The sequence below is a fragment of the Variovorax sp. GW821-FHT10B04 genome (assembly GCF_059415645.1).
This window is the reverse complement of the sequence record NZ_JBWKNQ010000005.1, coordinates 96,244-122,551: the sequence shown is the minus strand read 5'-3', so window position 1 is coordinate 122,551 and position 26,308 is coordinate 96,244. Positions and strand designations below refer to the sequence as shown.

General features: G+C 66.6%; 27 protein-coding genes. 11 read left to right on the top strand and 16 right to left on the bottom strand.

The window, feature by feature from the left end:
- Positions 1-45: 45 nt before the first annotated feature.
- Genes AC07PZ_RS14555 through AC07PZ_RS14545 form a run of 3 tightly spaced genes read left to right on the top strand, consistent with a single transcriptional unit; the run spans position 46 to position 2,992 of the window.
- Complete coding sequence (locus tag AC07PZ_RS14555) at positions 46-960, top strand: ABC transporter permease (RefSeq protein WP_495295818.1); 915 nt, start codon at positions 46-48, stop codon at positions 958-960.
- Positions 960-1,967 carry an ABC transporter ATP-binding protein gene (locus tag AC07PZ_RS14550; RefSeq protein WP_495295817.1) on the top strand — a complete coding sequence of 336 codons (1,008 nt, stop codon included), beginning with the start codon at positions 960-962 and terminating at the stop codon, positions 1,965-1,967. The genes AC07PZ_RS14555 and AC07PZ_RS14550 overlap by 1 nt, the downstream gene beginning before the upstream one ends.
- Positions 1,964-2,992, top strand: a complete 1,029-nt coding sequence (locus AC07PZ_RS14545) for an ABC transporter ATP-binding protein (protein WP_495295816.1) — start codon at positions 1,964-1,966, stop codon at positions 2,990-2,992. Before AC07PZ_RS14550 ends, AC07PZ_RS14545 begins: the two co-directional genes overlap by 4 nt.
- Before the next feature lie 134 nt (positions 2,993-3,126).
- Here the strand turns inward: AC07PZ_RS14545 and zwf are convergent, their stop codons facing one another.
- Positions 3,127-4,599 carry a glucose-6-phosphate dehydrogenase gene (gene zwf, locus AC07PZ_RS14540; RefSeq protein ID WP_495295815.1) on the bottom strand — a complete coding sequence of 491 codons (1,473 nt, stop codon included), beginning with the start codon at positions 4,597-4,599 and terminating at the stop codon, positions 3,127-3,129.
- Positions 4,600-4,679: 80 nt separating this feature from the next.
- On the opposite strand from zwf, the gene AC07PZ_RS14535 reads away from it, so the two are divergent.
- Positions 4,680-5,342, top strand: coding sequence for an HAD family hydrolase (locus AC07PZ_RS14535; RefSeq protein WP_495295814.1), 663 nt, complete (start codon positions 4,680-4,682; stop codon positions 5,340-5,342).
- On the opposite strand, the gene AC07PZ_RS14530 is transcribed toward AC07PZ_RS14535, so the two are convergent.
- Positions 5,288-5,959 (bottom strand): lipocalin family protein, encoded by a 672-nt coding sequence (locus tag AC07PZ_RS14530; protein ID WP_495295813.1) that lies wholly within the window; start codon positions 5,957-5,959, stop codon positions 5,288-5,290. The two genes, AC07PZ_RS14535 and AC07PZ_RS14530, sit on opposite strands and share 55 nt — an antisense overlap.
- A 109-nt stretch (positions 5,960-6,068) precedes the next feature.
- On the opposite strand from AC07PZ_RS14530, the gene tal reads away from it, so the two are divergent.
- Positions 6,069-7,022 carry a transaldolase gene (tal, locus tag AC07PZ_RS14525; RefSeq protein WP_495295812.1) on the top strand — a complete coding sequence of 318 codons (954 nt, stop codon included), beginning with the start codon at positions 6,069-6,071 and terminating at the stop codon, positions 7,020-7,022.
- Positions 7,019-8,578 (top strand): glucose-6-phosphate isomerase, encoded by a 1,560-nt coding sequence (gene pgi, locus AC07PZ_RS14520; protein ID WP_495295811.1) that lies wholly within the window; start codon positions 7,019-7,021, stop codon positions 8,576-8,578. The genes tal and pgi overlap by 4 nt, the downstream gene beginning before the upstream one ends.
- 49 nt (positions 8,579-8,627) lie before the next feature.
- Here the strand turns inward: pgi and AC07PZ_RS14515 are convergent, their stop codons facing one another.
- From AC07PZ_RS14515 to AC07PZ_RS14485, 7 genes are all read right to left on the bottom strand, one after another.
- Positions 8,628-10,697 carry a hypothetical protein gene (locus tag AC07PZ_RS14515; protein WP_495295810.1) on the bottom strand — a complete coding sequence of 690 codons (2,070 nt, stop codon included), beginning with the start codon at positions 10,695-10,697 and terminating at the stop codon, positions 8,628-8,630.
- Positions 10,694-11,398 (bottom strand): PilW family protein, encoded by a 705-nt coding sequence (locus tag AC07PZ_RS14510; protein WP_495295809.1) that lies wholly within the window; start codon positions 11,396-11,398, stop codon positions 10,694-10,696. Before AC07PZ_RS14510 ends, AC07PZ_RS14515 begins: the two co-directional genes overlap by 4 nt.
- Positions 11,395-11,832 carry a type IV pilus modification PilV family protein gene (locus AC07PZ_RS14505; protein WP_495295808.1) on the bottom strand — a complete coding sequence of 146 codons (438 nt, stop codon included), beginning with the start codon at positions 11,830-11,832 and terminating at the stop codon, positions 11,395-11,397. Before AC07PZ_RS14505 ends, AC07PZ_RS14510 begins: the two co-directional genes overlap by 4 nt.
- Positions 11,810-12,310: a pilus assembly FimT family protein gene (locus AC07PZ_RS14500; protein WP_495295807.1), complete on the bottom strand. Its 501-nt coding sequence runs from the start codon at positions 12,308-12,310 to the stop codon at positions 11,810-11,812. Before AC07PZ_RS14500 ends, AC07PZ_RS14505 begins: the two co-directional genes overlap by 23 nt.
- Positions 12,304-12,744, bottom strand: a complete 441-nt coding sequence (locus AC07PZ_RS14495) for a type IV pilin protein (protein ID WP_495295806.1) — start codon at positions 12,742-12,744, stop codon at positions 12,304-12,306. The genes AC07PZ_RS14500 and AC07PZ_RS14495 overlap by 7 nt, the downstream gene beginning before the upstream one ends.
- A gap of 155 nt (positions 12,745-12,899) precedes the next feature.
- Positions 12,900-14,552, bottom strand: a complete 1,653-nt coding sequence (gene groL, locus AC07PZ_RS14490; RefSeq protein WP_495295805.1) for a chaperonin GroEL — start codon at positions 14,550-14,552, stop codon at positions 12,900-12,902.
- A gap of 53 nt (positions 14,553-14,605) precedes the next feature.
- Positions 14,606-14,896, bottom strand: coding sequence for a co-chaperone GroES (locus AC07PZ_RS14485; protein ID WP_076197711.1), 291 nt, complete (start codon positions 14,894-14,896; stop codon positions 14,606-14,608).
- A 305-nt stretch (positions 14,897-15,201) separates the two neighbouring features.
- Between AC07PZ_RS14485 and AC07PZ_RS14480 the strand changes: the two genes are divergently transcribed.
- Complete coding sequence (locus AC07PZ_RS14480; RefSeq protein ID WP_495295804.1) at positions 15,202-15,648, top strand: hypothetical protein; 447 nt, start codon at positions 15,202-15,204, stop codon at positions 15,646-15,648.
- 20 nt (positions 15,649-15,668) lie between these two features.
- Here AC07PZ_RS14480 and ureG read toward each other — a convergent pair whose 3' ends face one another.
- Genes ureG through ureE form a run of 3 tightly spaced genes read right to left on the bottom strand, consistent with a single transcriptional unit; the run spans position 15,669 to position 17,658 of the window.
- On the bottom strand, positions 15,669-16,319 hold the full coding sequence (gene ureG, locus AC07PZ_RS14475; protein ID WP_495295803.1) for an urease accessory protein UreG: 651 nt from the start codon (positions 16,317-16,319) through the stop codon (positions 15,669-15,671).
- Positions 16,320-16,336: 17 nt separating this feature from the next.
- Positions 16,337-17,026: an urease accessory protein UreF gene (locus AC07PZ_RS14470; protein ID WP_495295802.1), complete on the bottom strand. Its 690-nt coding sequence runs from the start codon at positions 17,024-17,026 to the stop codon at positions 16,337-16,339.
- Positions 17,026-17,658, bottom strand: coding sequence for an urease accessory protein UreE (ureE, locus tag AC07PZ_RS14465; RefSeq protein ID WP_495295801.1), 633 nt, complete (start codon positions 17,656-17,658; stop codon positions 17,026-17,028). Before ureE ends, AC07PZ_RS14470 begins: the two co-directional genes overlap by 1 nt.
- 63 nt (positions 17,659-17,721) lie before the next feature.
- On the opposite strand from ureE, the gene AC07PZ_RS14460 reads away from it, so the two are divergent.
- Both AC07PZ_RS14460 and AC07PZ_RS14455 read left to right on the top strand, forming a co-directional pair.
- Positions 17,722-17,946, top strand: coding sequence for an AbrB/MazE/SpoVT family DNA-binding domain-containing protein (locus tag AC07PZ_RS14460; RefSeq protein WP_495295800.1), 225 nt, complete (start codon positions 17,722-17,724; stop codon positions 17,944-17,946).
- On the top strand, positions 17,943-18,347 hold the full coding sequence (locus tag AC07PZ_RS14455) for a type II toxin-antitoxin system death-on-curing family toxin (protein ID WP_495295799.1): 405 nt from the start codon (positions 17,943-17,945) through the stop codon (positions 18,345-18,347). The genes AC07PZ_RS14460 and AC07PZ_RS14455 overlap by 4 nt, the downstream gene beginning before the upstream one ends.
- A 2-nt stretch (positions 18,348-18,349) precedes the next feature.
- On the opposite strand, the gene ureC is transcribed toward AC07PZ_RS14455, so the two are convergent.
- The 4 genes from ureC to AC07PZ_RS14435 form a co-directional block, all read right to left on the bottom strand.
- Complete coding sequence (gene ureC / locus AC07PZ_RS14450; RefSeq protein ID WP_495295798.1) at positions 18,350-20,068, bottom strand: urease subunit alpha; 1,719 nt, start codon at positions 20,066-20,068, stop codon at positions 18,350-18,352.
- A 1-nt stretch (position 20,069) separates the two neighbouring features.
- Positions 20,070-20,375, bottom strand: coding sequence for an urease subunit beta (locus AC07PZ_RS14445; protein ID WP_495295797.1), 306 nt, complete (start codon positions 20,373-20,375; stop codon positions 20,070-20,072).
- A gap of 9 nt (positions 20,376-20,384) precedes the next feature.
- A complete protein-coding gene (locus tag AC07PZ_RS14440) occupies positions 20,385-20,996 on the bottom strand; it encodes a HupE/UreJ family protein (protein WP_495295796.1) in 612 nt (203 codons plus the stop codon).
- Positions 20,997-21,156: 160 nt separating this feature from the next.
- The gene (locus AC07PZ_RS14435) at positions 21,157-21,459 is read right to left on the bottom strand and encodes an urease subunit gamma (protein ID WP_495295795.1); all 303 of its coding nucleotides are present in this window, start codon (positions 21,457-21,459) and stop codon (positions 21,157-21,159) included.
- 116 nt (positions 21,460-21,575) lie between these two features.
- On the opposite strand from AC07PZ_RS14435, the gene AC07PZ_RS14430 reads away from it, so the two are divergent.
- Positions 21,576-25,196, top strand: coding sequence for a hybrid sensor histidine kinase/response regulator (locus tag AC07PZ_RS14430; protein ID WP_495295794.1), 3,621 nt, complete (start codon positions 21,576-21,578; stop codon positions 25,194-25,196).
- Complete coding sequence (locus AC07PZ_RS14425) at positions 25,193-26,200, top strand: response regulator (protein ID WP_495295793.1); 1,008 nt, start codon at positions 25,193-25,195, stop codon at positions 26,198-26,200. Before AC07PZ_RS14430 ends, AC07PZ_RS14425 begins: the two co-directional genes overlap by 4 nt.
- Positions 26,201-26,308: the final 108 nt, after the last annotated feature.

Genomic DNA, 26,308 nt, shown 5'->3' with positions numbered 1-26,308 from the left:
CGCGGCGTTTCTTGAAGAGGGCTCGGCCCTTGCTTTGATCTCACGATGAACAAAACAATCGCGCGCTGGTTCGACAGCGATGTCGGCTACAGCTTTCGGACCTCCCCCGTCGCCATCGCGGCGGCGGTGATCGCGTTCGTCTGCATCTTCTGCTCGGTGTTTGCCGGCTGGGTATCGCCCCACAATCCCTTCGATCTGGCGGCGCTGGAGTTGAGCGACGCGCGCCTGCCGCCCGCCTGGTATGCGGAGGGCGGCACCAGCAAGTACCTGCTCGGCACGGACGACCAGGGGCGCGACATCCTGTCCGCCGTGATCTACGGCGCGCGCATCTCGCTGATCGTCGGCGTGGTGTCGGTCGTGCTCTCGGTGGTCGTGGGCGTGCTGTTCGGTCTGCTGGCGGGTTTTCTCGGCGGCTGGCTCGACACCTTTCTCATGCGCCTGTGCGACGTGATGCTGTCCTTCCCGCCGATCCTGGTCGCGCTGCTGATTTCCGGTGTCGGTCGCGCGCTGTTCCCCGGCGCACACGAGTCGCTGGCTTTTGCCGTGCTGATCATCTCGATCACGCTGACCGGCTGGGTGCAATACGCGCGCACGGTGCGCGGCTCCACGCTGGTGGAGCGCAACAAGGAATACGTGCAGGCAGCCCGTGTGACCGGCGTGTCGCCGCTGCGGATCATGCTCAAGCACGTGCTGCCCAACGTGACCGGGCCGGTGATGGTGCTCGCGACGATCCAGGTCGCGACATCGATCATCACCGAGGCCACCTTGTCCTTTCTCGGGCTCGGCGTGCCGCCGACCTCTCCCTCGCTGGGCACGCTGATCCGCGTGGGCAACGACTACCTGTTTTCCGGCGAATGGTGGATCACGGTCTTCCCCGGCCTCATGCTGGTCCTGATCGCGCTGAGCGTGAACCTGCTGGGCGACTGGCTGCGCGACGCAACGAACCCGAGGCTGCGCTGATGTCCACGCCATTGCTCGAAGTCCGCAATCTCGTCGTCGAATTCCCCAGCCGCCACGGCACGTTGCGCGCGCTGGACGACATCTCCTTCAGCATCGCGCCGGGCGAAATCCTGGGCGTGGTCGGCGAATCCGGCGCCGGCAAGTCGCTGACCGGCGCGGCCATCATCGGCCTGCTCGAACCGCCGGGGCGCGTGGCGGGTGGTGAAATCCTGCTCGAAGGCCAGCGCATCGACAGCCTGTCGCACGACCAGATGCGCCATATCCGTGGCCGCAAGATCGGCGCGATCTTCCAGGACCCGCTCACCTCGCTGAATCCGCTTTATACGGTCGGCCGGCAATTGATCGAGACGATCCGCACGCACCTTCCGGTGACGGCTGCCGAGGCGCGGCGCCGTGCCATCGCGTTGCTGCAGGACACCGGCATTCCCGCCGCCGAGCAGCGGATCGACCATTTTCCGCACCAGTTTTCCGGCGGCATGCGGCAGCGCGTGGTCATCGCCCTGGCGCTGGCAGCGGAGCCGAAGCTGATCGTCGCCGACGAGCCCACCACGGCGCTCGACGTGTCGATCCAGGCGCAGATCATCCAATTGCTCAAGCGCATCTGCAAGGAGCGCGGCGCGGCCGTGATGCTGATCACGCACGACATGGGCGTGATCGCCGAAACCTGCGATCGCGTCGCGGTGCTGTATGCCGGCCGCGTGGCCGAAATGGGGCCGGTGCACGAGGTCATCCATCAACCGGCCCATCCCTACACGATGGGGCTGATGGCCGCGATCCCCGACATCGAGGTCGACCGCGAGCGGCTGAACCAGATCGACGGTGCGATGCCGCGGCTCAATGCCATTCCACGTGGCTGCGCCTACAACCCGCGCTGCCCGCGCGTGTTCGAACGTTGCACGCAGGAGCGTCCCGACCTGCTGAATGCGGGTGCCACGCGCGCCGCCTGCTGGTTGCATGACGCGCACGATCCACACGTCGCCCTGGTGCGTCAGGGAGCTGCCGCATGAGCGCCGTTCAGCCCACCGAAAGCGTGCACAAGTCCGCGCCGCTGGTCGAGGTTCGCGACCTGGCCAAGATCTTCGACGTGTCCCCGCCATGGCTGAATCGCGTGCTGGAACGCAAGCCGCGCCAGCTGCTCCATGCCGTGGACGGCGTGAGTTTCGAGATCGAGAAGGGCAAGACGCTGGCGCTGGTCGGCGAGTCCGGTTGCGGCAAGAGCACGGTCGCGCGCCTCATGGTCGGCCTGTATGCGCCGACGCGCGGCGACATGCTGTTCGACAACCGCGAGGCGCACGCGGAGTTCAAGACGCCCGCCGGCCGCGTGCTGCGCCGGCGCATCCAGATGATCTTCCAGGACCCGTATGCGAGCCTGAATCCGCGCTGGATCGTGGAAGACATCATCGGCGAGCCGCTGCGCGAGCACGGCATCCTGAGCGGGCGTGCCGCGCTCAAGCAGCGTGTCGGCGAATTGCTGCAGTCGGTCGGCCTGAGCCCGCTCGACATGTCGAAGTACCCGCACCAGTTCTCGGGCGGGCAGCGCCAGCGCATCTCCATCGCGCGCGCACTGGCGACGCAGCCCGAGTTCCTGGTCTGCGACGAGCCGACCTCGGCGCTGGACGTCAGCGTGCAGGCGCAAGTGCTCAACATCATGAAGGACCTGCAGCGCAAGCAGGGCCTGACCTATCTGTTCATCTCGCACAACCTGGCCGTCGTGCGGCATGTGGCCGATCAGGTCGGCGTGATGTATCTCGGCCGGCTGGTCGAGGTCGCCGACAAGCACAAGCTCTTCGACGCACCGCAGCATCCGTACACCCGCATGCTGCTGGACGCGATCCCGCAGATGAAGCACACCGGCCGCTCGCGCACGCCGGTGCAGGGTGAGGTGCCGAATCCGCTGAATCCGCCGACCGGCTGCACCTTCCATCCGCGTTGCCCGCATGCCAACGCGCGCTGCAAGGCCGAGCGTCCACCGCTGCAGATGCTGCGCGGCGTCAAAGTCGCCTGCCACGCGGTGGAAGAGGGCCGGATCTAGCGTTCGTTACCCGTTGGTGATGAAGCGTCCCTTGCCAGGAACACCGCGGAACCGGCTCTGCCGGGCCGCTGGTGTTGCCCCCGGAAGGGGGTTGGCGCTGCGACACGAAGTGCGCAAGCCTGAGGGAGAACCGATTACTGCTCTTCGCCCCAGGCGAAGCCGTCGCGCGCAATCATCGCGCTCGACGCGCTCGGTCCCCAGGTGCCGGCCGCGTACGGTCGCGGTCCGCCGTCCGAACTCCAGCTGTCGATCAACGGCTCGACCCAGCGCCAGGCTTCTTCCTGCTCGTCGCTGCGCACGAACAGGTTGAGCCGGCCGTCGATCACGTCCAGCAAAAGGCGCTCGTAGGCGCCGACACGTTCGCTGCCGAAGCGCTTGTCGAAGTCGAGGTCGAGCTGCACCGGCGTCAGCGGCTGCACCGCATCGCTCGCGCCGTTGCTGCGCTTGCGGTTGGTCTGGCCTTGCGCCAGCAGATGCAGTTCCAGCCCGTCCTTCGGCTGCAGATTGATCACCAGCTTGTTCACCGCACCGGCCGGCGCGCGAAAGATCGCGTGCGGCGTCGGGCGGAAGTTGACTTCGATGCGTGCGTCCCGCGACGCCAGCCGCTTGCCGGTGCGGATGTAGAAAGGCACGCCGGCCCAGCGCCAGTTGGCGATCTCGGTGCGCAGCGCGACGAAGGTTTCCGTGCGGCTCTGCGGATCGATGCCGGGCTCCTCGAGATAGCCCGGCACGCGCTCCCCGTAGGCCGTTCCGGCCGTGTACTGCCCGCGCACCGCATGCAGGCCGAGCGTCTCCGGCGTCCAGGGCTTGAGCGAACGCAGCACCTTGAGCTTCTCGTCGCGCAGGGCGTCGGCGTGCGCATTGATCGGCGGCTCCATCGCGATCGCGCAGACCAGCTGCAGCGCGTGGTTCTGCACCATGTCGCGCAGCGCGCCGGTCTGGTCGTAGAAGGCGCCACGCTTCTCGACGCCGAGGTCTTCCGCGATCGTGATCTGGATGTTCGCGATGTGCTCGCGGCGCCAGATCGGCTCGAACAGCGCGTTACCGAAGCGCATCGCGAACAGGTTCTGGACCGACGGCTTGCCAAGGTAATGGTCGATGCGGAAGACCTGCTTCTCGTTCAGCACCTTGCCGACCGCTTCGTTGATCGCCCGGTTCGATGCGAGGTCGTGGCCCAGCGGCTTTTCCAGCACGATGCGCGTGCGTGGCGTGTTCAGGCCGGCAGCCGCAATCTGCTCGACCGCCTGCGTGAACAGGGCCGGCGCCGTGGCCACGTACATCACGACCGTGTCGGCGTTGCGCGTCTCCAGCAGATCCTTGAGGCGCCCATAGTCCTCGGGCTTCGACAGATCCATGCGCAGGAAGTGCAGCATCGATGCGAACTTCTTGAACTCCTCCGGATTCGGGCGCTTGGCGCCTTCGACCGCCTTGAAGCGCGATTCGATCAGCTCGCGGTATTTGTCGTCCGACAGATCGTCTCGTGCCACACCGATGATTCGCCCATCTTCGGGCAGGCTGCCATGGCGGAACGCCTGGAACAGCGCGGGCATCAATTTGCGCCATGCGAGATCGCCGGTGCCGCCAAACAGAACAAGGTCAAAACTCATGTCGAAGCATCCCTGGGGTTGTCAAAAGGGTGCCGCTTACAGCGGCGTCCCCGACTTTAATGCCGTGGAACAATGCGGGTATGAACGTCGTCTTCGATCTCGGTGCCGTGGTCTTCACCTGGGAGCCGGCCGTCCTGGTACGCACGCATCTTCCCGAGCATGCGCCCACGCCGGAAGCCGCATCCGCTCTCAGTCGTTCCATGTTTCACCACGAGGACTGGCAAGCCTTCGATCAAGGCACGCGCGCACTCGACGTCACGCTGCAGCGCATGGCGCAGCGCCTGTCCTTGCCGCTGGACCAACTGGACGTGATGCTGGGCAATCTGGGCGAACGCCTCATGCCCATTCCCACGACCGTGGCGTTGCTGGAGAGCTTGCGTGTGCAACGGGAGGCCTGCAGCGATCTGCGTCTGTACTTCCTGTCGAACATGCCCGCTCCCTATGCGCGTGTCCTCGAAAAGCTGCATGCGTTCATGGGTTGGTTCGATGGCGGCGTGTTCTCTGCCGATGTGAAATTCATCAAGCCCGATCGCGAGATCTATGAACTGCTTGCCGTGCGGCATGGCCTGGCACCGGAGCAGACGGTCTTCATCGATGACTCGGCTGCCAATGTCGAAGCGGCGCGGGCTTTCGGTTGGCACGCCATCCATTGCACGCATCCGGCCTCTCTGCCAGCACAACTGGCGCGCTATTGGCCGGTGAGGACGACCTTGTCGACATCGAACCCCAGCGTGCGCGCGTAGTCGAGTTCGGCGTTCAGCGCTGCAGGCTCCAGCACCGGCGCACGCGACAGCACCCAGAGATACTCGCGATTCGGTGTGCCGACCAGCGCGACCTGGTAGTCCCGGTCCAGCTTGAGGATCCAGTAGTCGGCCCACACCGCAGGAATCCAGGACAGCCACGATGGTGCAAAACGCACCTCGAGCCGTCCTGCGCCTGGCAGGCCGGCCACGGGCACGGTGCGCGCGGTACCCACCGCCTCCTCGAAATTCCCGTCGGCCAGGATGCAGCGGTTGCGCACCTCGATGCTGCCGTCCGCCAGCGGGGTGTATTGCGCGGTCACCGGCCCGGTGCATTGCTTCTGGAAACGATTCGGCAGGCGCGCCTGCTCATGCCACATGCCGGCATAGCGCTTGACGTCGACGGGCGCCACCACCTGCAGCGGCGCACGCATCAGCGGTGCGCCGTCCGCGGGACCGGCAACGACGCGGCGGCGCTTCTTGCGCACCTCGTTCATCGCAAGCAGCGTCAGGGTGCCTCCGACGCAGAAGGCTGCGGCCAGTGTGCCGATGGACACGCTGCGCGCATGGTCATCGAAAGCGGGGGGGGGCGGGAGCGCGCGGTTTTTGCGGGTCGACATGGGATTCCCTCTGTAAGCGGACAAACCTCGACGCTATGTGGGCAACAGCGTATGGACCGTCAGTCGCGGACGACACGCAATGTAGTTTTGCGGCGGGATAATGTTTTGCATGAACCAACTCGACGCCCTCCGCCAATGGACCACCGTGGTTGCCGACACCGGCGACTTCCGTCAACTTGCCCAGTTCAAGCCGCAGGACGCGACGACCAATCCGTCGCTCATCCTGAAGGCCGTGCAGAAGGCCGACTACAAGCCGCTGCTCGAAGAGGCCGTGAAGAAGCACAAGGGCAAGCCCGTCGATGAGGTCATCGACCGCCTGCTCGTCCGCTTCGGCACCGAGATCCTCACGCTGATTCCGGGCCGGGTGTCGACCGAAGTCGACGCGCGCCTGAGCTTCGACACCGCGGCCACCGTGGCGCGCGCCGAGCGCATCGTGGCGCTCTACCGCGCCGAAGGCATCGACACCGAGAAGCGCCTGCTGGTCAAGATCGCTTCGACCTGGGAAGGCATCGAAGCCGCCCGCCATCTGGAGCAAAAGGGCATCCACACCAATCTCACGCTGCTGTTCTCCTTTGCGCAGGCCGTGGCGTGCGGCGCAGCCGGCGTCAAGCTGATCTCGCCCTTCGTCGGCCGCATCTACGACTGGTACAAGAAATCGGCCGGCAGCCAGTGGGACGAGGCTGCGAATGCTGGCGCCAACGACCCCGGCGTGAAGTCGGTGCGGCAGATTTTCGACTACTACAAGAAGCACGGCATCGCGACCGAAGTGATGGGTGCCAGCTTCCGCAATGTGGGCCAGATCGCAGCCCTGGCCGGCAGCGACCTGCTGACCATCAGCCCCGACCTGCTGGCCGAGCTCGCTGCCAGCGACGCACCGCTGAAGCATGCGCTCGACGCCAAGGCTTCGAAGGACCTGGACATCCCCAAGGTCACCTTCGACGAGCCAGGCTTCCGCTTCGCGCTCAACGAGGACGCGATGGCGACCGAGAAGCTCGCCGAAGGCATCCGTGCCTTCGCAGCCGACGCGGTCAAGCTCGAAAAGCTGATGGAAGCGGTCGTATGAGCTTCGGTTTGCGCTGCGATCGCGCAGCGACCTGGAAGGCGCTGCAGGCGCACTACGAGAGCACCGGCGCAGGCTTTGACCTGCGCGAGGCTTTTGCAGCGGACGGCGGGCGTTTCGAGCGGTTCAGCCAATCGGCGCCGTATGTGTTCGGCGATCTCTCGAAGAGTTTGATCGATGCGCAGACCGAGGACTTGCTGCTGGCGCTGGCGCGCGAATGTGGTCTCGAAGCGCACCGCGACGCCATGTTCGCAGGCGAGCACATCAACAACACCGAAGACCGCGCGGTGATGCATTTCCTGCTGCGCGCACCGGCGGACGACGCCCGTGCGCAGGCGCGCAATGCTGCCGAGCTGAAGCAGGTGCATGCAACGCTCGACGCGATGCTCGCCTGGGCCGAGAAGGTGCGCGGCGATCACACGATCACCGATGTGGTCAACATCGGCATCGGCGGGTCCGATCTCGGCCCGCAGATGGCGGTGCTGGCGCTGGGCGAATTCGTGGCGCCGGGCAAGCGCTTCCACTTCGTTTCCAACGTCGACGGCCACGAGCTCGATGGCGTGCTCAAGGGCCTGGCGCCGGAACACACGCTGTTCCTGATCGCGTCCAAGACCTTCACGACGGCCGAGACGATGACCAATGCGCAGTCGGCCAAGCGCTGGTTCACGCAGTCCGGCGGCACCGACATCGCACGCCACTTCGCTGCGCTCACCACCAACGTCGACGCTGCGCGCAGCTTCGGCATCGAGACCACCTTCGGCTTCTGGGACTGGGTCGGTGGCCGTTATTCGCTGTGGTCGGCCATCGGCCTGCCGATCGCGCTGGCCATCGGCGCCGACGGCTTCCGTGCGCTGCTGGCCGGCGCGCATGCAATGGACGAGCATTTCCGCACGGCGCCGCTTGCGCAGAACCTGCCGGTGCGGCTGGGGCTGCTCGACGTCTGGTATCGCAACTTCCACGGCTTCACCAGCCGCAGCATCGCGCCGTACCACAGCGCGCTCAAGCGCGTGCCGGCCTATCTTCAGCAGCTGGAGATGGAAAGCAACGGCAAGCAGGTCGATGCGACCGGCGCAGCGCTGGACTTCGGCACGTCGCCCGTGCTGTGGGGCGAGCCCGGCACCAACGGCCAGCATGCGTATTTCCAGATGCTGCACCAGGGCACCGACGTCACACCGCTCGAGTTCGTGGCGGTGCGCGACGCGTCGCATCACCTCGAAGGGCATCACGCCAAGCTGCTGGCCAACGCACTGGCGCAAGCCCAGGCGTTGATGGTGGGCAAGTCCGACGCGGGTGGGCACAAGAACTTTCCGGGCAACCGGCCGAGCACCTTCTTCGTGTTCGAGAAGCTCACGCCAAAGGCGCTCGGTGCCTTCCTCGCGATGTACGAACACCGCGTGTTCACCAGCGGCGCGCTGTGGGGAATCAACAGCTTCGACCAATGGGGTGTCGAGCTGGGCAAGGTGCTGGCCAAGGACATCGAGCCACGGCTTGCTTCGGGCGACGCTTCGGGCCTCGACGCCTCCACGGCTGGCTTGCTGGCGCGGCTTCGCCAGGCCTGAGCTCGCTCGCGACGGGGCCGCGTGCCGGGCACGGCCCGGCCCTGTCCGATCAAAGGTAACGGCTCCAGAGGGCGATCACGCCACTGCTCGACCCTGAACTGCTGCTGCTGGTGCCGTTCGCGCCCGGCTCATAGCCCGCAGGCAGGTTGGTCAGCTTGATCGTCGTCGATGCGCCCATGGCGTTGCTGGTCGACGTGCCCTGCGCCAGTGCGGTGATGTAGCCGTACACCGTCGTGCTGCCACCGCTGCTGAATTCGTTGCCGGCCTTGATGCTGCCGTAGATGGTGTTCGACGCCCCCAGCGTGATGCTGCCGCCGGTGTAGGTCGTGCCGTCGGTGCTGCCCGCCATCAACGCGTAATTGCCGAGGCCGTTGCTCGCGCTGTAGTCGTAGGTTTTCGCGGTCGTGTTGCAGAGCTGCGTTGGATAGAGCTTCGGGAAGTAGCTGTTCGTGCAGATGCCGGTCGGTGCATAAGTGACGCCGCTCACCGCGCCGCTGTAACCGGCGTAGTTGGGCGCATAGACGACCGTGCTGCCGCTGGTTGCGATGTTGCCGGTCGCGATGAAGGTGTTGAAGTACGTGCCGTTGCCGACCGTCAGGTTGCCCTTGAACCAGGCGATGCCCTGCGCGATGCTCGTCCCGTTGAGCGTCCAGGTGCCATTGCCGTAGCCGAAGCAGTTGTTGTTGTCCGAGTAGCCCTTGCAGATCGTGACCGCGACAGAGACTGCCGGCGAGGCGCATTTCGGGCTGCCGCTGGTCGAACCCGAGGCCAGCGCAGTGCACAGGTAGTCCTTGTAGCCGCCGTCGTAGTCGCCCAGGAAGTAGTCGCCGCTGGCAATGCCCGAGACATTGCGCACCGTGACCACCTTGTAGCCATTGCTGTCTATCTTGAAGACGTAGTTGGCTGCCGACTCGATCTCGTTGGCGTTGAAGCTCGAAGTCGAGATGGCGATCTCGGACACGCTCGACACCGGCACCTGAAGGCCGGGTGTGACGGTCACCCAGGTGGCGGTCGCGGGGTCGGCGCCTGTGACGGTACCGCCCACGGCGCCGTATTCGGTGCCGCCCCAGTTGGTGTCGACCAGGTTCTTCTCGGCCCGCAGCGTGCCGGAGATCGAACCCGAACTGATCCGCACGCTGCCCTTGGTCCGCACGTTCACGGCGCCGGAATTGCCCTGCAGGTCTGCGCCCCAGTCGAGCTGCCGCGCACCGCAGAGCACCGTGCCGGTGTTGTCGCTGATGCCGATGGTCGACACGTCGCCGAAGGCCGCGCTCCCGTCGCCCACCACCGACCCGTTGGCGCGCACCGTGCCCCTTGCCGCCGCGGCGCCGGACAGGCAGATGTTGCCGCGCGCCTGCAGGTTCTGCTGCCCCGAGACGCTGCCCGTGAGCCGGATGTCGCCGTTGGCCTGCAAGGTGTCGAAGGATGAGCCGCTGCCGATATCGACGGAGCCGGTCGACCTGATCACGCTGACGCCCGTGATGCTGTTGCCGCCGGTGCTTACGTCGCCCAGCACGTTGATCTGGTAGCTCTTGCCGGCTTCGCCCTGCACCTGGATGCTTCCGCTGAGCTGCAGGTTCTTGTTGAAGGAGATGACGTTGGTGTTGGTGGCGGTGGCCGTCGAGCCGGTCTGGAACACCACCTGCAGGGTCGAACTGGCTTCAGCCCGGGTGCCGACCGCCGTGGAGCCCGTTGTTTCCACCGTGTATTGCCTGAGGTCGCCACTGCCGGCGCCGACTGCACTGACGGCCGCAACACGCGCGGTGATGCCGTCGACACCCGTGAGCGTGAGGTCCACACCGGGCGTGCCTTTGGCCGCTGCCGCATCCACCGCCGCCGCCAGATCCGCCAGATGGCCGGATTCCTGCAATCCCGAGAGATAGCTTCGGACGATCGACACGCCCGTCCATGCCTTGATCTGTGCCTGTGTCTGGGCGTGCAGCGACAGGCTCTGCTCCTGTGTGCCGCGGATGTGCTGCATCAGCCCGAACACCGTGGCCGAGAGCGACAACCCGACCAGCAGCATCACCAGCACCGTGGCCATGCCGTGCTGGCGATGGCGCGACGCGCGATGCGGACGGGCGCGCCGCTTGCGAGACGAGGATGAGCGTGGTGTCATGCCGCAGGCGCCGAGAAATTGGCGAGGCACACCGTGATCTCGATGGGCAGGCCCGGCGGGGTCGATGGCACGGGCGTGGTACCCGTCGACACCGTGCTGTGCGCACTCTTCAGTGTCACCAGCACGCCACCGGTGACGGCCAGGCCGAAAGGCTGGCAGCCCGTGGCATCGGTGGCGGCCGCCGCGAACGTCACCGGGCGGGTGTCGGTCACCAGCGTGCTCGTCGTCCAGGTCGTGCTGGCCCAAAGCGTGCCGGCTGCACAGGGCGTGGGCAGCAGCCGTTGCAGGCCGCCGCCGGCTGGCGCATAGAGGCCGCTGCACTGGACACCGGCGCCGTTGCGCGTATCGAAACTCCAGACGATCGCATTGCCGTCGACACCTGCCGCGGCGACCGAGCCGTTCAGGCGTTGCGTGCCGTTGTCGAACGTCGCGTTGCCGAGCACGATGAGATCGGTGCCGAGTGCCGGCGTCGCGAGGCCGAAGCCTGCCCCCTGCAGTTGGATCTGTGCGGCGAGCAGGCCGGAAGCCCGCTGGCCATCCGCGCTGGCGTCCTGGCCGGCACCGACCGCGGCGTGGATGGTGTCGCGGTAGAGCGTCATCATCGCCAGCATGATCAGCATCGAGATCACGATGCCGACCAGGAGGCTGATGAGCCCGGCGCCCCGTTGTGCGTCGCGGTCCGCGCGCGGCTGCCGGCTCATGGCTGCACGGCGATCCGGCCGTCGCCGCCAAACAGGGCGCGGCTCGCGGCGGTGCTTGGTGTCGACAGGCTCAATGCAGTGACCGGGGCGGTGGCGCCGCTCAGCGTGACCGCGTTGCTGCCGTCGGGCAGGCTGATGGTCACATTGCCGCGCTGGCAACTGAAGTCGAGCGTGAAGTCGTTGCCGGCCATGTGGAGAGCCGAAGGCGCAACCCCGTCGATGCACAGCGCAGTCACGCCGGTCTGCTGCAACACCTGCCGCAATTGCGTCACCGCCATGTTCTGCGTATTGAGATAGCGCTGGCCATAAAGCGTGCGCGCGGCTGCATAGCTCAAGCCCAGGCCGATGACGCCGAGCAGCACCATCGCAATCAGCGCCTCGAGCATCGCGTCGCCGCGCTGGGCGTTGCGGCTACTGGAACGTGCCGCCGGCATTTTGGTCGCCCTTGCTGATCAGGAAGCGGGCCGCACCGAGCGGCAGGCTGGTGTTGTCGATGCCGAGCGTGCGCGTCGTCGCGTTGTCGCCAAGGACGACGGTGATGCCTGCGGGAAGCACGGTCTGCCACTTCACGGCTGCCTCGCCGACGGCGCAACTGCTGGCAGCCGGGTCGCCGGAACAGGCGAGCAGCGTGCCGTCAGCGGTGAGCCGAAGGCCCGCCGCCGGGTCCGGCACTTGCGCCTGCGTCGGATTGCGCAGCGCGATCGCCTTGCCGACGCTGTAGCCCTGCAGCAGGCGGCTTTGCGCGTCCTGCACGCGTGCGCCGTTGATCCAGGCGGTCGTCAGTGGAACGGCTGCGGCCAGCAGCAGCGCGAGGATCGTCATCGTCACCATCAGCTCGACCAGCGTGAAACCACGTGCGCACGCGCGCTGTCGCTGTATCTGCGGGCTGCCCGCGGTGCCGTGGCTCACCATGTGGTGAATCCGCAGGCGTCGCCGGTGGCCGTGCGCGTGTTGTCGCTCTGGAGGACCAGCGTGCAGTCCATGCCGTCGAAGCCGGCGGCCGTGACGGTGTAGGCGGACGGCGAGGCCGTCGATGTGAGCGTGTAGGTGAAATAGGCGCTCTGCGTCGGCGTCCAGCCTGGCATTGCCTTCTGCGTGTCCGCCGTGGCGGTTGTTGTCGTGACCGGATAGCTCAACGTCTTCTGGAAGCCGTTCTCCAGATTCAGGCTCAGCGAGATCAGGTCGCTGGCTGCGGAGCGTGCACGGCTTTTCTTGATGTACGTCGCATAGGTCGGCAATGCGACCATTGCGAGGATGGCCACGATCGCGACGACCACCATGACTTCGATCAGCGTGAAACCCGATGGTCCACGGCCGCGAAGACGCGCTGGCAAAGCGTTGGCCATCTGCGCTGCTTTTCCTCTGAAATGATCTGCCCCGGCGGGGGTAACGATGCGTATGGTACCCGCCGATTGTCAATTTCCTTTACAGGCTGAATGAACGAAAAAAGGGCCGCTTGCGCGGCCCTTTTTGATTGTGAGCAGGAGGCTCACACAGGCAATTACATGCCCATGCCACCCATGCCGCCCATGCCGCCCATGTCGGGCATGCCGCCGCCAGCGCCGGACTCTTCCTTCGGTGCTTCCGCGACCATGGCTTCGGTCGTCAGCAGCAGCGAGGACACCGAAGCGGCGTTCTGCAGTGCGGTGCGGGTGACCTTCGTCGGATCCAGGATGCCCAGTTCGAGCATGTCGCCGTACGTGTCGTTCGCAGCGTTGAAGCCGTAGTTGCCCTTGCCGGCCAACACGGCGTTCACCACCACCGAGGCTTCGCCGCCGGCGTTGTTCACGATTTCGCGCAGAGGCGCTTCGACGGCCTTCAGCACCAGCTTGATGCCGGCGTCCTGGTCGGCGTTGTCGCCCTTGATCGAGTCGCCGACAGCTTGCTTGGCACGCAGCAGAGCCACGCCGCCGCCAGCCACGACGCCTTCTTCCACTGCAGCGCGGGTGGCGTGCAGGGCGTCTTCGACGCGAGCCTTCTTTTCCTTCATTTCGACTTCGGTGGCAGCGCCGACCTTGATCACTGCAACGCCGCCGGCCAGCTTGGCCACGCGTTCCTGCAGCTTTTCACGGTCGTAGTCGCTGGTCGCTTCTTCGATCTGAACGCGCACTTGCTTGACGCGGGCTTCGATGTCACCGGCAGCGCCAGCGCCGTCGATGATGATCGTGTTTTCCTTGCCCACTTCGATGCGTTGTGCCTGGCCCAGGTCGGCCAGCGTGACCTTCTCGAGCGTCAGGCCGACTTCTTCGGCGATGACCTTGCCGCCCGTCAGGATGGCGATGTCTTCCAGCATGGCCTTGCGGCGGTCGCCGAAGCCAGGTGCCTTGACGGCCACGACCTTCAGGATGCCGCGGATCGTGTTCACGACCAGCGTCGCCAGGGCTTCGCCTTCGACTTCTTCGGCAATGATCAGCAGCGGACGGCCCGACTTCGCGACTTGTTCCAGCGTGGGGAGCAGGTCACGGATGTTGCTGATCTTCTTGTCGTAGAGCAGCACGAAGGGGTTGTCCAGAATCGCCGATTGCTTTTCCGGGTTGTTGATGAAGTAGGGCGACAGGTAGCCGCGGTCGAACTGCATGCCTTCGACGACGTCGAGTTCGCTGTCCAGCGACTTGCCGTCTTCCACGGTGATCACGCCTTCCTTGCCGACCTTGTCCATCGCGTCAGCGATGAGCTTGCCGATGGTTTCGTCGCTGTTGGCCGAGATCGAGCCGACTTGTGCGATTTCCTTCGACGTGGTCGTGGGCTTCGAAGCCTTCTTCAGCTCGGCGACCAGGGCCGTGACGGCCTTGTCGATGCCGCGCTTCAGGTCCATCGGGTTGATGCCCGCGGCCACGTACTTGAAGCCTTCGCGAACGATGGCTTGTGCCAGTACCGTGGCGGTCGTGGTGCCGTCACCAGCGTTGTCGCTGGTCTTGGAGGCCACTTCCTTCACGAGCTGGGCGCCCATGTTCTGCAGCTTGTCCTTGAGTTCGATTTCCTTCGCGACCGACACACCGTCCTTGGTGACGGTGGGGGCGCCGAACGAGCGTTCGAGCACCACGTTGCGGCCCTTGGGGCCCAGGGTCACTTTGACCGCGTTGGCCAGGATGTTGACACCCTCGACCATGCGAGCGCGGGCTTCACCGCCGAAGACGACGTCTTTTGCTGCCATGTTGATTTACTCCGAAAGGATTTGAATGATGGGAAGGGAGCGATGGAGAAGAATTACTTCTCGACGACTGCGAACAGGTCGTCTTCCTTCATGACCAGCAGCTCGTCGCCGCCGACCTTGACGGTCTGGCCGCTGTACTTGCCGAACAGGACGCGGTCGCCGACCTTGACGGTCAGTGCGGCCAGTTCGCCCTTGTCGTTGCGCTTGCCCGGGCCGACGGCCAGGACTTCGCCTTGATCGGGCTTTTCAGCGGCTGCGTCGGGGATGACGATGCCGGAGGCGGTCTTGGTTTCGCTGTCAACACGCTTGACGATCACGCGATCGGCCAAAGGACGAAGGTTCATTGCATCTCCTGGAAAGAAACGGGGTTTGGTTGTGGTGTCGTTCCCAAGACGGGGCGACAGCCGGTCGACTCGAAGCGTTGGCTGGTTGTTAGCACTCAGCTTCAGCGAGTGCTAATGATACGGGCTTTTGTGTCGGTTTCAAGACCGCGGTTTTCCTGAACTTCGACTTGCCATCGAAGTCCGACAGCGCCGAGCCCGCGTTCTTCGCTTCCGCCGACTGAGATATTGTTCTTGTGATGCGAATCTTTTCCCTGACTGTCCTCCGCCTTCTGACGGGGGCTTTGCCGGCGTTCTGCCTGACGGCCGTGCACGCACAGGCCCTGCCGCCCGGCGTGCAGATCGGCATGAGCGCCGATGCGCTGCAGGCGGTGGTGCCGGCCCTGGAGCGCGTGGCGCGCCCACAGCGCCTGCCTGGTGGCCTGGCCGGAAGCTGGCGGCTGGCGCCGACGGTGCTGGCCGGCTTGCCGTTCGAGGCGACCTTCTACTTTGCTGCGGGCATATTGCGGCGTGTCGAGTACGTCGCGGCGGCGCAGGTCGAGCCCGACCATGGCGCGGCTGCCTTCGCGCAGTTGCTGGAGTGGGGGCGCGCCGCGTTCGGCCCCGAAGTCGGCGCACGCGATCCGGGCAATGCCTATGCGTCGTGGGTGTCGGGCGACACCGATGTCTATGCGCAGCATGTCGACGATCCGCGCCGCGCCAGCGTGCGGCTGGTCTACAAGGCGCGGCAGCTCAAGGACGGCGGCGAGCTCTGACGTCGTCCGCCGAGCCGGGCTCAGGCGTCGACCAGCATCCCGCGCTTCTCGATGAACGCGACGACTTCGGCCAGGCCGGTGTTGGTCTTCAGGTTGGTCATCACGTAAGGCCGCTGGCGGCGCATGCGCTGCGTGTCGGCTTCCATCACGCCCAGGTCGGCGCCGACGTAGGGCGCCAGGTCGGTCTTGTTGATCACGAACAGGTCGCTCTTGGTAATGCCCGGGCCGCCCTTGCGCGGGATCTTCTCGCCCGCCGCGACGTCGATCACGTAGATCGTGAGGTCGCTCAATTCGGGGCTGAAGGTCGCCGCCAGGTTGTCGCCGCCGCTCTCGACGAACACGATGTCGGCGTCCGGAAAGTCGCCCAGCATGCGGTCGATCGCCTCGAGGTTGATCGATGCGTCCTCGCGGATCGCCGTATGGGGGCAACCGCCGGTTTCCACGCCCATGATGCGTTCGGCCGGCAGCGCACCGGCGACCGTCAGCAGGCGCTGGTCTTCCTTGGTGTAGATGTCGTTGGTGATCGCGATCAGGTCGTACTTGTCGCGCATCGCCTTGCAGAGCATCTCCAGCAGCGTCGTCTTGCCGGAGCCGACCGGTCCGCCGATGCCCACGCGCAGGGGCGGCAGTTTCTTGGTGCGATGAGGAATGTGGTGCAGTGCGGAAGCCATCGTTCGAGTCTCTGGAATCAGCTCCGGAAGAGCCGGGAATATTGGGTTTCGTGCCGCGCCGAATGGATGGCGAGCATGGGTGAAAAGGCCTGGCGGGCGTCGTCCGGCAGGGCGATCGCCAGGTCGACCGCAGCCGGGATTTCCTGCGCGAGCCGCCCCAGCATGCGCTGGCCGGCACTCTGGCCCAGCGGCACGCACTTGACGGCCGCACCGGTCATGTTCTCGGCCCAGCCGAAGGCGAAGGCCAGGCAGCTGTCGCGCACGCCTGCGTCGGTGCGGCTGGCGGCGAAGGCGAACGCCACCGGATAGGTGATCGACATGCCGTCAAAGCGGGCGGCAACGTCGGCGTGATGGAGCTTGAGCCATTCGACGAAGGAGCGGCCCATCTGTTCGGTCTGGAGCAGGAACTCGGCCGATTCGCGCGTCTGCAGCACCCAGGCGTTGAGCGCATGGAGACGCGCCACGTCGCCGCTGCGCCAGGCGGCGATGGCCTGCGCGACGATCGACAGGTCGGCACGCGCCAGGCTCAGGTGCAACTGATCGGCGATCCAGTCGGCGGCGCTGGCCTCGCTCGCCAGCTCGCCCGATTCGACGCCGGCCTCGAGCCCCTCGGAATACGAGAAGCCGCCGATCGGCAGGGCCGGCGAGGCGAGCCAGATCAGCTGCAGCAGGCTGGAGGCGGGCAGGGCGCCCGGTGAGTCGGGCATCAGTGGGCGTGGTCGTGACCGTGGTCATGGTCGTGCGCGCCACCGTACGCATCCGGGTGCAGGACCGGGCCGACCGGGGTCTTGCCGTGCGAATGTCCATGGTCGTGCGCGTGATCGTGTCCGTGCGCGTGATCGTGTCCGTGCCCGTGCCCGTGGCTGTGACCGCCCGTCGCACCATGCGAACCGTAGGCGCCGCCTTCGGGCTCGAAGGCTTCCTCGGCTTCATGAACGATCAGATGCATCGAGCGCAGCATGGCGGCCAGCACGTGGTCGGGCTCGATCTTCAGGTGGTCCGGCTTGAGTTCGATCGGCACGTGGCGGTTGCCCAGGTGGTAGGCCGCACGCGTGAGGTCGAACGGAGTGCCGTGCTGGCTGCAGTGCGTGATGACGAGCACCGGCTGCGGTGCGGCGATCACGCGGATCAGCGAGCCGTCTTCCGCCACCAGCACGTCGCCGCCGCGGACGGCGGTGCCGCGCGGCAGGAACACGCCGATCTGGCGGCCTTGCGAATCGGTGGCGTCGAAACGGCTTTTCTGGCGCACGTCCCAGTCGAGTTCGACCGTGGCGGCGCGCTTGAGCAAGACGGGGGCGAGGCCTCCGCCCTGGGGCATCAGTTTGCTGGCGTTGAGCATGGGACTTGATTCCGGCAGTGAGCCGTCGATAATATAACAACCGTTATAACCAAGGGATTCGCGATGTCGGCACTCAAACTCACCCAGATCGGCAACTCCGTGGGTGTGATCCTGCCCAAGGAAGTACTGGCCCGCCTGAAGCTCGAGAAGGGCGACACGCTGTTCATGACCGAGGCGGTGAACGGGGTGACGCTGACACCTTACAGCACCGAATTCGAGCAACAGATGACGGCGGCGCGTCGCATCATGAAGAAGCGTCGCGACGTCCTGCGTGAGTTGGCCAAGTGAGTGAGCCATCGAGGGCCTGGATCTGGATCGATGCGGCTGTGATCCGCGCAATCCACGATGAGCAACTGGCCGAACACGGTGGTGGCGCTGGCGTGCGAGACGACAGCCTCCTCGCGTCGGCTTTGTCACGGCCGCAGCAACTGGCCCACTATGGTGAGCCTGACGCGCCGGCCTTGGCTGCGAGCTATGGTTTCGGCATCGCGCGCAACCACCCTTTCATCGATGGGAACAAGCGAACGGCGTTCGTCGCGATGGAACTGTTTCTGGCGCTCAACGGATTCATCCTGACTGCGGAGGACGCCGACTGCGTGTTCACCACTTTGGATCTTGCGGCAGGCAAACTGGACGAGCCAGCACTTGCTGCCTGGGTTCGTTCTCACGTCGTGCCCGAGTCCCGCTAGCCTCAAAACAAAAAGTACCGCTGCGTCATCGGCAGCGACACCGCCGGATCGCACACCAGCAGCTGGCCGTCGGCACGCACCGCGTAGGTCTGCGCATCGATCTCCATTTTCGGCGTGTAGCCGTTGTGCACCATCTGCTGCTTGCGAACGCCGCGGATGTTCTTCACGGCGGCGAGCGTCTTGTGCAGCCCGTAGCGCTGGCCGATGCCCGCGTTCAGGCCGGCTTGCGACACGAAGGTGAGCGAGCTGCGGTGCAGCGAGCTGCCGTACGAGCCGAACATCGGCCGGTAGTGCACCGGCTGCGGTGTCGGGATCGATGCGTTCGGGTCGCCCATCGCAGCCATCGCGATGGTGCCGCCCTTGATGATCGTGAACGGCTTGACGCCGAAGAAGGCCGGCTTCCAGACCACCAGGTCGGCCCACTTGCCGACCTCGATGCTGCCGACCTCGTGCGAGATGCCGTGCGCGATGGCCGGGTTGATCGTGTACTTCGACACATAGCGCTTGGCGCGGAAGTTGTCGTTGCGCGCGCCGTCCTCCGGCAGCTTGCCGCGCTGCGTCTTCATCTTGTGCGCCGTCTGCCAGGTGCGGATGATCACTTCGCCGACCCGTCCCATCGCCTGCGAGTCCGAGCTGAACATGCTGATGGCGCCGAGGTCGTGCAGGATGTCTTCGGCCGCGATGGTTTCCTTGCGGATGCGCGATTCGGCAAAGGCGAGGTCTTCCGCGATGCCGGCGTCGAGGTGATGGCAGACCATGAGCATGTCGACGTGCTCGTCGAGCGTGTTCACGGTGTAGGGCATCGTCGGGTTGGTCGACGAGGGCAGGAAGTTGTCCTCGCCCACCACGCGCAGGATGTCGGGCGCATGGCCGCCGCCCGCGCCTTCGGTGTGGAAGGCGCAGATGCCGCGGCCCTTCACGGCCGCGATGGTGTTCTCGACGAAGCCCGACTCGTTGAGCGTGTCGGAGTGGATCGCCACCTGCGTGTCGGTGGCGTCGGCCACATCCAGGCAGTTGCTGATCGCGGCCGGTGTCGTGCCCCAGTCCTCGTGCAGCTTCAGGCCGATCACGCCGGCGTCGATCTGCTCGTGCAGCGCGGCCGGCAGGCTCGCGTTGCCCTTGCCGAGAAAGCCGAGGTTCATCGGGAACGCGTCGGCCGCCTGCAGCATGCGCTCGATGTGCCACGGGCCGGGCGTGCAGGTGGTGGCGAAGGTGCCCGTCGCCGGGCCGGTGCCGCCGCCCAGCATGGTCGTGACGCCCGAACTCAGCGCCTCTTCGATCTGCTGCGGCGCGATGAAGTGGATGTGGCTGTCGATGCCGCCCGCGGTGACGATGTTGCCTTCGCAACTGATCACTTCGGTGCCCGGGCCGATGACGATGTCGACGCCCGGCTGCACGTCCGGATTGCCGGCCTTGCCGATGGCGACGATGCGCCCGCCCTTCAGGCCGATGTCGGCCTTCACGATGCCCCAGTGGTCGAGGATCAGCGCGTTCGTCATCACGGTGTCGACCGCGCCTTCGGAGCGCATCTTCTGCGACTGCGCCATGCCGTCGCGGATCGTCTTGCCGCCGCCGAACTTGACTTCTTCGCCGTAGCCGCCGGCACGCAGCGTGTAGTCGGCCTCGACTTCGATCAGCAGGTCGGTGTCGGCCAGCCGGACCCGGTCGCCCACGGTCGGGCCGAAGATTTCCGCATAGGCGCGGCGTCCAATCGTTGCCATGTCAGAGCTTCCCTTGAACGAGGCCGCGAAAGCCGTAGACCGTGCGGTCGCCCGCGAAATCGCAGAGCTCGACCGTGCGTTGCTGGCCGGGCTCGAAGCGCACGGCCGTGCCGGACGCGATGTTCAGGCGCATGCCGCGTGCGGCTTCACGGTCGAAGCCGAGCGCGCCGTTGGTTTCCGCGAAGTGGTAGTGCGAACCGACTTGGATCGGCCGGTCGGCCGTGTTCTGCACGACCATCGTGAGCGTGCGGCGGCCAGGGTTCAGCGTGTGGTCGCCGTCGTCGGTGATGAGTTCGCCGGGAATCATCGTTCGGCCTCAGGCGATCTGGGCGAGCAGGGCCGCGCCGAACAGCGCGACGGCCGCACCGACCACGCGCGGCAGCCAGGCGCTGCGCTGGCGCAGCATCCAGCCGGCGGCGATGCCGGCCGCGTGCAGCAGGGCGGTGGCGAGCACCATGCCGGCGATCGCAGCGGCGGCGCCGCTGTCGCTGGCCAGCTCGTAGCCGTGCGCCGCGCCATGGAACACCGCGAACACGCCGACCACCGCCGCCGCGACCGGGCCGGGCAGGCGCAGCCGCGTGACGACCAGCAGGCCGATCACCAGCAGCGAGGCCGCGATCATGGGCTCGACGGCAGGGATCTGCAGGCCGGCCAGGCCGGCGAGCGCACCCGCCAGCAGCATGGCCGCGAAGCCGAGCGGAGCCCAGAGCAGGTCGCGGGTGCCGCGTGCGATCAGCGCGCTCCACAGGCCGACGGCGACCATCGCCGCCATGTGGTCGAAGCCGGTGAACGGGTGCACGAAGCCTTGCAGGAAGCCCGCGTGGTCATGTGCCGCGCCGTCGACGCCGATGTGGGCCGAGGCCAGCATCGGCGATGCGGATGCAATGGCGGCCACGAGGGCCAGGGTGGACTTGAGGCGAGTTCGCATCGAGAAGGTCTCCAAAGATCTGAATGAAGTAGGTGTCGCAGCGCTGTTCATTGCGAGCTTTTTCTTGAAACGCCGCGGAACCGGCTTCGCCGGACCGCTGGTGTTGCCCCCGGTAGGGAGTTGGCGAGGCGACACGATGTGCGCGCAGCCTGGGGGCGAGTCATGGAATCGGCTGGTGAACCGTGACCAGCTTCGTGCCGTCCGGAAAGGTCGCCTCGATCTGGATGTCGGGAATCATCTCGGGCACACCGTCCATCACGTCGGCGCGGGTCAGCACGTTGCGGCCCTCGCTCATCAGTGCGGCGACGCTCTTGCCGTCGCGGGCACCTTCCATGACGGCGGCGGAGATCAGCGCGATCGCCTCCGGGTAGTTGAGCTTGAGGCCGCGGGCCTGTCGGCGTTCGGCGAGCAGCGCGGCCGTGAAGATCAGCAGCTTGTCTTTTTCGCGCGGTGTCAGTTCCATGGGCGGATCGAAGGAGAGAGGGATCGGGCCATTATCGGCAACGAGATCCGTTGCAACAGTCGTGCCGCCATGGATGCGCCGCCAGGGAACAGGCATGAAAGCTGCACCGGATTGGTGTGACCGACACCACCACCGAACTCCCCCAGCCCGACGAGGCGCCGCAGCGCATCGTCAAGGTTCGGCGCGACTACAACAGCTGGGTGGCGCGCGAGACGCTGGAAGACTACGCGCTGCGCTACACGCCGCAGCGCTTTCGCAAGTGGTCGGAGTGGCGTGTGGCGAACACGGCCTTCGGCGGCGCGGCATCCTTCCTGATCCTGGAGGCGGTCGGTGCCACGCTGCTGGTGCAGTACGGCTTCGTCAATGCGTTCTGGGCCGTGCTGATGACCGGGCTGATCATCTTCCTGGCCGGCCTGCCGATCAGCGTGTATGCCGCGCGCTACGGCGTCGACATGGACCTGCTGACGCGCGGCGCGGGCTTCGGCTACATCGGCTCGACGCTGACCTCGCTGATCTACGCATCCTTCACCTTCATCTTCTTTGCGCTGGAGGCGGCAGTGATGGCCTATGCGCTCGAACTCGCGCTGGGCATTCCGCCGGTCTGGGGCTATCTGGTCTGCGCGCTGGTGGTGATTCCGCTGGTCACCCACGGCGTGTCGGCCATCAGCCGGCTGCAGATCTGGACGCAGCCGATCTGGCTGGTGATGCTGGTCGTGCCCTTTGTCTTCGTTTTGGTGCGCGATCCGGGTGCCTTTGCCGGCATTTCGCACTACGGTGGGTTGAAAACCGAGATCGCCGGCTTCGATATGCGTCTTTTTGGTGCCGCGCTGACCGTCGGCATCGCGTTGATCACGCAACTCGGCGAACAGGCCGACTACCTGCGCTTCATGCCGGCCAGCACGCCCGCAACGCGCGGCCGCTGGTGGAGCTGCGTGCTGATGGGCGGGCCCGGCTGGGTCGTGCTGGGCGTGCTCAAGATGCTGGGCGGCGCGCTGCTCGCCTATCTGGCGATCAGCCACATGGTGCCGCCCGAGCGCGCGGTCGACCCGAACCAGATGTATCTGGCGGCCTACGAGTACGTGTTCCCGAACTACGGCTGGGCGGTCTGGGCGGTCGCGTTCTTCGTGGTGATCTCGCAGCTCAAGATCAACGTGACCAACGCCTATGCGGGCTCGCTCGCCTGGAGCAACTTCTTCTCGCGCATCACGCACAGCCATCCGGGCCGCGTGGTGTGGGTGGTCTTCAACGCGCTGATCGCGTTCATGCTGATGGAGATGAACGTGTTCGAGGCGCTGGGCGACGTGCTCGGCCTCTACGCCAACATCGCGATCGCCTGGATGATGGCCGTGGTGGCCGACCTGGTCATCAACAAGCCGCTCGGACTCTCGCCGCCGGGCATCGAGTTCAAGCGCGCGCACCTGTGGGACATCAACCCGGTCGGTGTCGGCGCGATGGCGCTGGCGTCGGCGCTGTCGATCACCGCGCACCTGGGCGTGTTCGGCCCGATGGCGCAGGCGTTTTCCGCGCTGATCGCGATGGGCACGGCGCTGGTCACCGCACCGCTCATCGCCTGGGTGACGCGCGGCAAGTACTACCTGGCGCGCGGCCCGGTCAACGATGCGCGGCATGCCGTGCGCTGGGCCCGCGTCGAGCCCGGCCACGCGTCCCACGCGTTCACGCCGGTGCTGCGCCGCTGCGTGATCTGCGAGCGCGAATACGAGGCGCCCGACATGGCGCATTGCCCGGCCTACCAGGGCGCGATCTGCTCGCTGTGCTGCACGCTCGACGCGCGCTGCGGCGACCTCTGCAAACCGCAGGCAAGCCTGTCGGCGCAATGGTCGGGCGCGTTGCGCTGGCTGCTGCCGCGGCGCGTCTGGCCCTATCTCGACACGGGCCTCGGCCATTTCATGCTGCTCACGCTGATCGTCGTGCCGGTGCTGGCGGCGGTGTTCGGCGTGCTCTACCAGCAGGAGCTGCGCGCGCTCGGCGAAGGCGCGCTCGGCATGATGCCGGCGGGCGAACTGGCGACCTCGCTGTTCACTGCCCAGCAGGCCTCGCTGCGTTCCGGCTTCCTGAAGTCTTACATGGCGCTGCTGCTGATCGCCGGCATCGTCGCCTGGTGGCTGGTGCTTGCGCATCAAAGCCGACGCGTGGCGCAGGAGGAGTCGAACCGCCAGACCCACCTGCTGGTGCGCGAGATCGAACTGCACCGCGAGACCGACCGCGCATTGCAGGCCGCCAAGCAGAGCGCCGACGAGGCGCGCGAAGTGGCCGAGCAGGCCAAGCACGCCGCCGAACAGGCCAAGCTCGCGGCCGACCATGCGAACCAGGCCAAGAGCCGCTACATCAGCGCGATCAGCCATGAGCTGCGCACGCCGCTCAACTCGATCCTCGGCTATGCGCAGCTGATGGGCGAAGACGCCGCCGTGCCGCCGCACCGGCAACAGGCGGTCGCGGTGATCCGGCGCGGCGGCGAGCATCTGCTGTCGCTCATCGAGGGCACGCTCGACATCGCCCACATCGAGGCCGGCAAGCTCACGCTGCATGCGCGGCCCATGCACTTCGCCGATGCGATGCGCGAACTGGCCGACATGTTCGAGCTGCAGGCCGCGGAGAAGGGGCTCGCCTTCCATTTCGAGCCCGCCGGCGAGCTGCCCCACGCCGTGCGCGCCGACGAGAAGCGTGTGCGCCAGATCCTCATCAACCTGCTCGGCAACGCGATCAAGTTCACCGCGAGCGGCAGCGTGACGCTGCGCTTGCGCTATGCGCGCGAATTCGCGGCGCTGGAGATCGAGGACACCGGCCCCGGCATGTCGGCGCAGGAGATCGACCGCATCTTCGAGCCCTTCGCGCGCGGCGACGCATTGGGCACCACCGCGCGCGCGGCTGCGCCCGGTGCCGGCCTGGGCCTGACCATCGCGAAGATGCTGACCGACCTGATGGGCGGCGAGATGTCGGTGCAGAGCACGCCCGGCATCGGCTCGGTGTTCCGCGTGCGGCTGTTCCTGCCGCGCGTGCACGGCCCGCTGCCGGCGCTCGCACCGTTGCAGGCGGCTTCGCCCGTGCGCCGCGGCTATGCCGGGCCGCGCCGCCGCGTGCTGGTGGTCGACAACGAGGAAGCCGATCGCGATCTGCTCGTGCACGTGCTCGCGCCGCTGGGTTTCGAGCTGCGTTCGGCCGCGAGCGGCCACGACGCGCTGGACCTGATCGCCGCCGGCTTCCGTCCCGATGCGATGTTCGTCGACCTGGCGATGCCCGGCATCGACGGCTGGGAAACCATCCGCCGCGCACGCGCCTTCGGCATCGGCCTGGCGCCCGGCAGCGTGGCGATCGTCTCGGCCAATGCCTTCGACAAGCGGCTGGACAACGATGTCGGCATCGCGCCCGAGGACTTCTTCGTCAAGCCCGTGCGCCACAGCGAACTGATCGACTGGCTGGAGCGCCGGCTGCGCCTGCAGTGGACCGATCCGCCCGCGCCGCAGGTGGCTGCGCCGGCGCCTGCGATGGTCCGGCCGTCGGCCGAACGGCTGCGCACGCTGCAGGAAGCCATCGGCCTCGGTTATTTTCGGGGGATCATGAATCAGCTCGACGACATCGATGCGGCCCAGCCCGAATGCGCGGCCTGGACCGCTGTCCAGCGCGGCCTGGCGCGCCAGTTCCAGTTCGAACGGATGGACGGCGGCGCCGCGGCGTCTTCGTCCGGCGATGCGCGTCCCGTGCGGCCGGAGGCGCTGTGAGCGAGTCGGCCCGCAGCATTGCCGGCAACAGCGACCTGGTGCTGATCGTCGACGACGTGCCGGACAACCTGGCCGTGCTGCACGATGCGCTCGACGATTCCGGCTACACCGTGCTGGTGGCGACCGGTGGCGAAGCCGCATTGGCGCGTGCCGCGCAGGCCCGGCCCGACATCATCCTGCTGGACGCGATGATGCCGGGCATGGACGGCTTCGAGGTCGCGCGCCGGCTCAAGGCCGACGTGGCGACGGCGCACATTCCGATCGTCTTCATGACCGGGCTCACCGAGACCGAGCATCTGGTGGCTGCGCTCGAAGCGGGCGGCGTCGACTACGTGACCAAGCCGATCAAGCCGAAGGAAGTGCTGGCGCGCATGAACGTCCACCTGCAGGGCGCGCGCCGCGCGCGGCAGGAGGCGCAGCAGGCCGGGCAGGCGCGCAATGCGCTCGATGCCTTCGGCTACGCCAGCATCACCGTGCGCCTGCCCGAAGGCCGGATCATCTGGCAGACCGTGCTCGCACGCGACCTGCTGCAGCGCTACTGCGCGACCGTCGCGCCGCAGACGCCGGCCCTGGTGCTCGAATGGCTGCAGCGCCATGCACCCGACGCGCAGCAGCGGCAGATCGAGCCGCCGGCGCTGTCGATCGCGCTGGGCGCGACCAGCCTCAACCTGCGCCTGCATCAGCAGACAGGCGACGGGGACGGTGAAGCCGCGCCGGCCGGTTCGGGCGACTGGCTGATCATCATGCGCGAGGTGTCCGACATGTCGGTCATCGAAGCCATGAGCCTGAGCCTGAAGCTCACGGCGCGCGAGGCCGAAGTGCTCTACTGGGTCGTCAAGGGCAAGACCAACCGCGACATCGGCGACATCGTCGGCAGCAGCCCCGCGACGGTGAAGAAGCACCTGGAACGCGTGTACGTGAAGCTCGGCGTCGAAACGCGCACGGCCGCGGCCGGCGTCGCGATGAAGCGCATCCGCGAGCTGCAGCCGCAGTTCGAGATCTAGCGTCGGCCCCGTTGCCTGGCTCTCCGGCTGGCGGGTCATGGCGGTGACATGGCCCTGTGGCAGCATCGCGCTTCCTTGACCAGACAGCCCACTCCCCAACGATGCGCG

What these genes read in the sequence shown, in the direction of transcription:
- AC07PZ_RS14435 (WP_495295795.1), bottom strand. Translation starts at nt 21,459, where the DNA reads ATGGAACTGACACCGCGCGAAAAAGACAAGCTGCTGATCTTCACGGCC.
- AC07PZ_RS14445 (WP_495295797.1), bottom strand. Translation starts at nt 20,375, where the DNA reads ATGATTCCCGGCGAACTCATCACCGACGACGGCGACCACACGCTGAAC.
- ureC (WP_495295798.1), bottom strand. Translation starts at nt 20,068, where the DNA reads ATGGCAACGATTGGACGCCGCGCCTATGCGGAAATCTTCGGCCCGACC.
- ureE (WP_495295801.1), bottom strand. Translation starts at nt 17,658, where the DNA reads ATGCTCAACGCCAGCAAACTGATGCCCCAGGGCGGAGGCCTCGCCCCC.
- AC07PZ_RS14530 (WP_495295813.1), bottom strand. Translation starts at nt 5,959, where the DNA reads ATGTCGACCCGCAAAAACCGCGCGCTCCCGCCCCCCCCCGCTTTCGAT.
- AC07PZ_RS14470 (WP_495295802.1), bottom strand. Translation starts at nt 17,026, where the DNA reads ATGCCCGACTCACCGGGCGCCCTGCCCGCCTCCAGCCTGCTGCAGCTG.
- AC07PZ_RS14505 (WP_495295808.1), bottom strand. Translation starts at nt 11,832, where the DNA reads ATGCCGGCGGCACGTTCCAGTAGCCGCAACGCCCAGCGCGGCGACGCG.
- AC07PZ_RS14460 (WP_495295800.1), top strand. Translation starts at nt 17,722, where the DNA reads ATGTCGGCACTCAAACTCACCCAGATCGGCAACTCCGTGGGTGTGATC.
- AC07PZ_RS14440 (WP_495295796.1), bottom strand. Translation starts at nt 20,996, where the DNA reads ATGCGAACTCGCCTCAAGTCCACCCTGGCCCTCGTGGCCGCCATTGCA.
- AC07PZ_RS14515 (WP_495295810.1), bottom strand. Translation starts at nt 10,697, where the DNA reads ATGACACCACGCTCATCCTCGTCTCGCAAGCGGCGCGCCCGTCCGCAT.
- AC07PZ_RS14500 (WP_495295807.1), bottom strand. Translation starts at nt 12,310, where the DNA reads ATGGTGAGCCACGGCACCGCGGGCAGCCCGCAGATACAGCGACAGCGC.
- zwf (WP_495295815.1), bottom strand. Translation starts at nt 4,599, where the DNA reads ATGAGTTTTGACCTTGTTCTGTTTGGCGGCACCGGCGATCTCGCATGG.
- pgi (WP_495295811.1), top strand. Translation starts at nt 7,019, where the DNA reads ATGAGCTTCGGTTTGCGCTGCGATCGCGCAGCGACCTGGAAGGCGCTG.
- tal (WP_495295812.1), top strand. Translation starts at nt 6,069, where the DNA reads ATGAACCAACTCGACGCCCTCCGCCAATGGACCACCGTGGTTGCCGAC.
- AC07PZ_RS14550 (WP_495295817.1), top strand. Translation starts at nt 960, where the DNA reads ATGTCCACGCCATTGCTCGAAGTCCGCAATCTCGTCGTCGAATTCCCC.
- AC07PZ_RS14510 (WP_495295809.1), bottom strand. Translation starts at nt 11,398, where the DNA reads ATGAGCCGGCAGCCGCGCGCGGACCGCGACGCACAACGGGGCGCCGGG.
- AC07PZ_RS14495 (WP_495295806.1), bottom strand. Translation starts at nt 12,744, where the DNA reads ATGGCCAACGCTTTGCCAGCGCGTCTTCGCGGCCGTGGACCATCGGGT.
- groL (WP_495295805.1), bottom strand. Translation starts at nt 14,552, where the DNA reads ATGGCAGCAAAAGACGTCGTCTTCGGCGGTGAAGCCCGCGCTCGCATG.
- AC07PZ_RS14535 (WP_495295814.1), top strand. Translation starts at nt 4,680, where the DNA reads ATGAACGTCGTCTTCGATCTCGGTGCCGTGGTCTTCACCTGGGAGCCG.
- AC07PZ_RS14545 (WP_495295816.1), top strand. Translation starts at nt 1,964, where the DNA reads ATGAGCGCCGTTCAGCCCACCGAAAGCGTGCACAAGTCCGCGCCGCTG.
- AC07PZ_RS14555 (WP_495295818.1), top strand. Translation starts at nt 46, where the DNA reads ATGAACAAAACAATCGCGCGCTGGTTCGACAGCGATGTCGGCTACAGC.
- ureG (WP_495295803.1), bottom strand. Translation starts at nt 16,319, where the DNA reads ATGGCTTCCGCACTGCACCACATTCCTCATCGCACCAAGAAACTGCCG.
- AC07PZ_RS14485 (WP_076197711.1), bottom strand. Translation starts at nt 14,896, where the DNA reads ATGAACCTTCGTCCTTTGGCCGATCGCGTGATCGTCAAGCGTGTTGAC.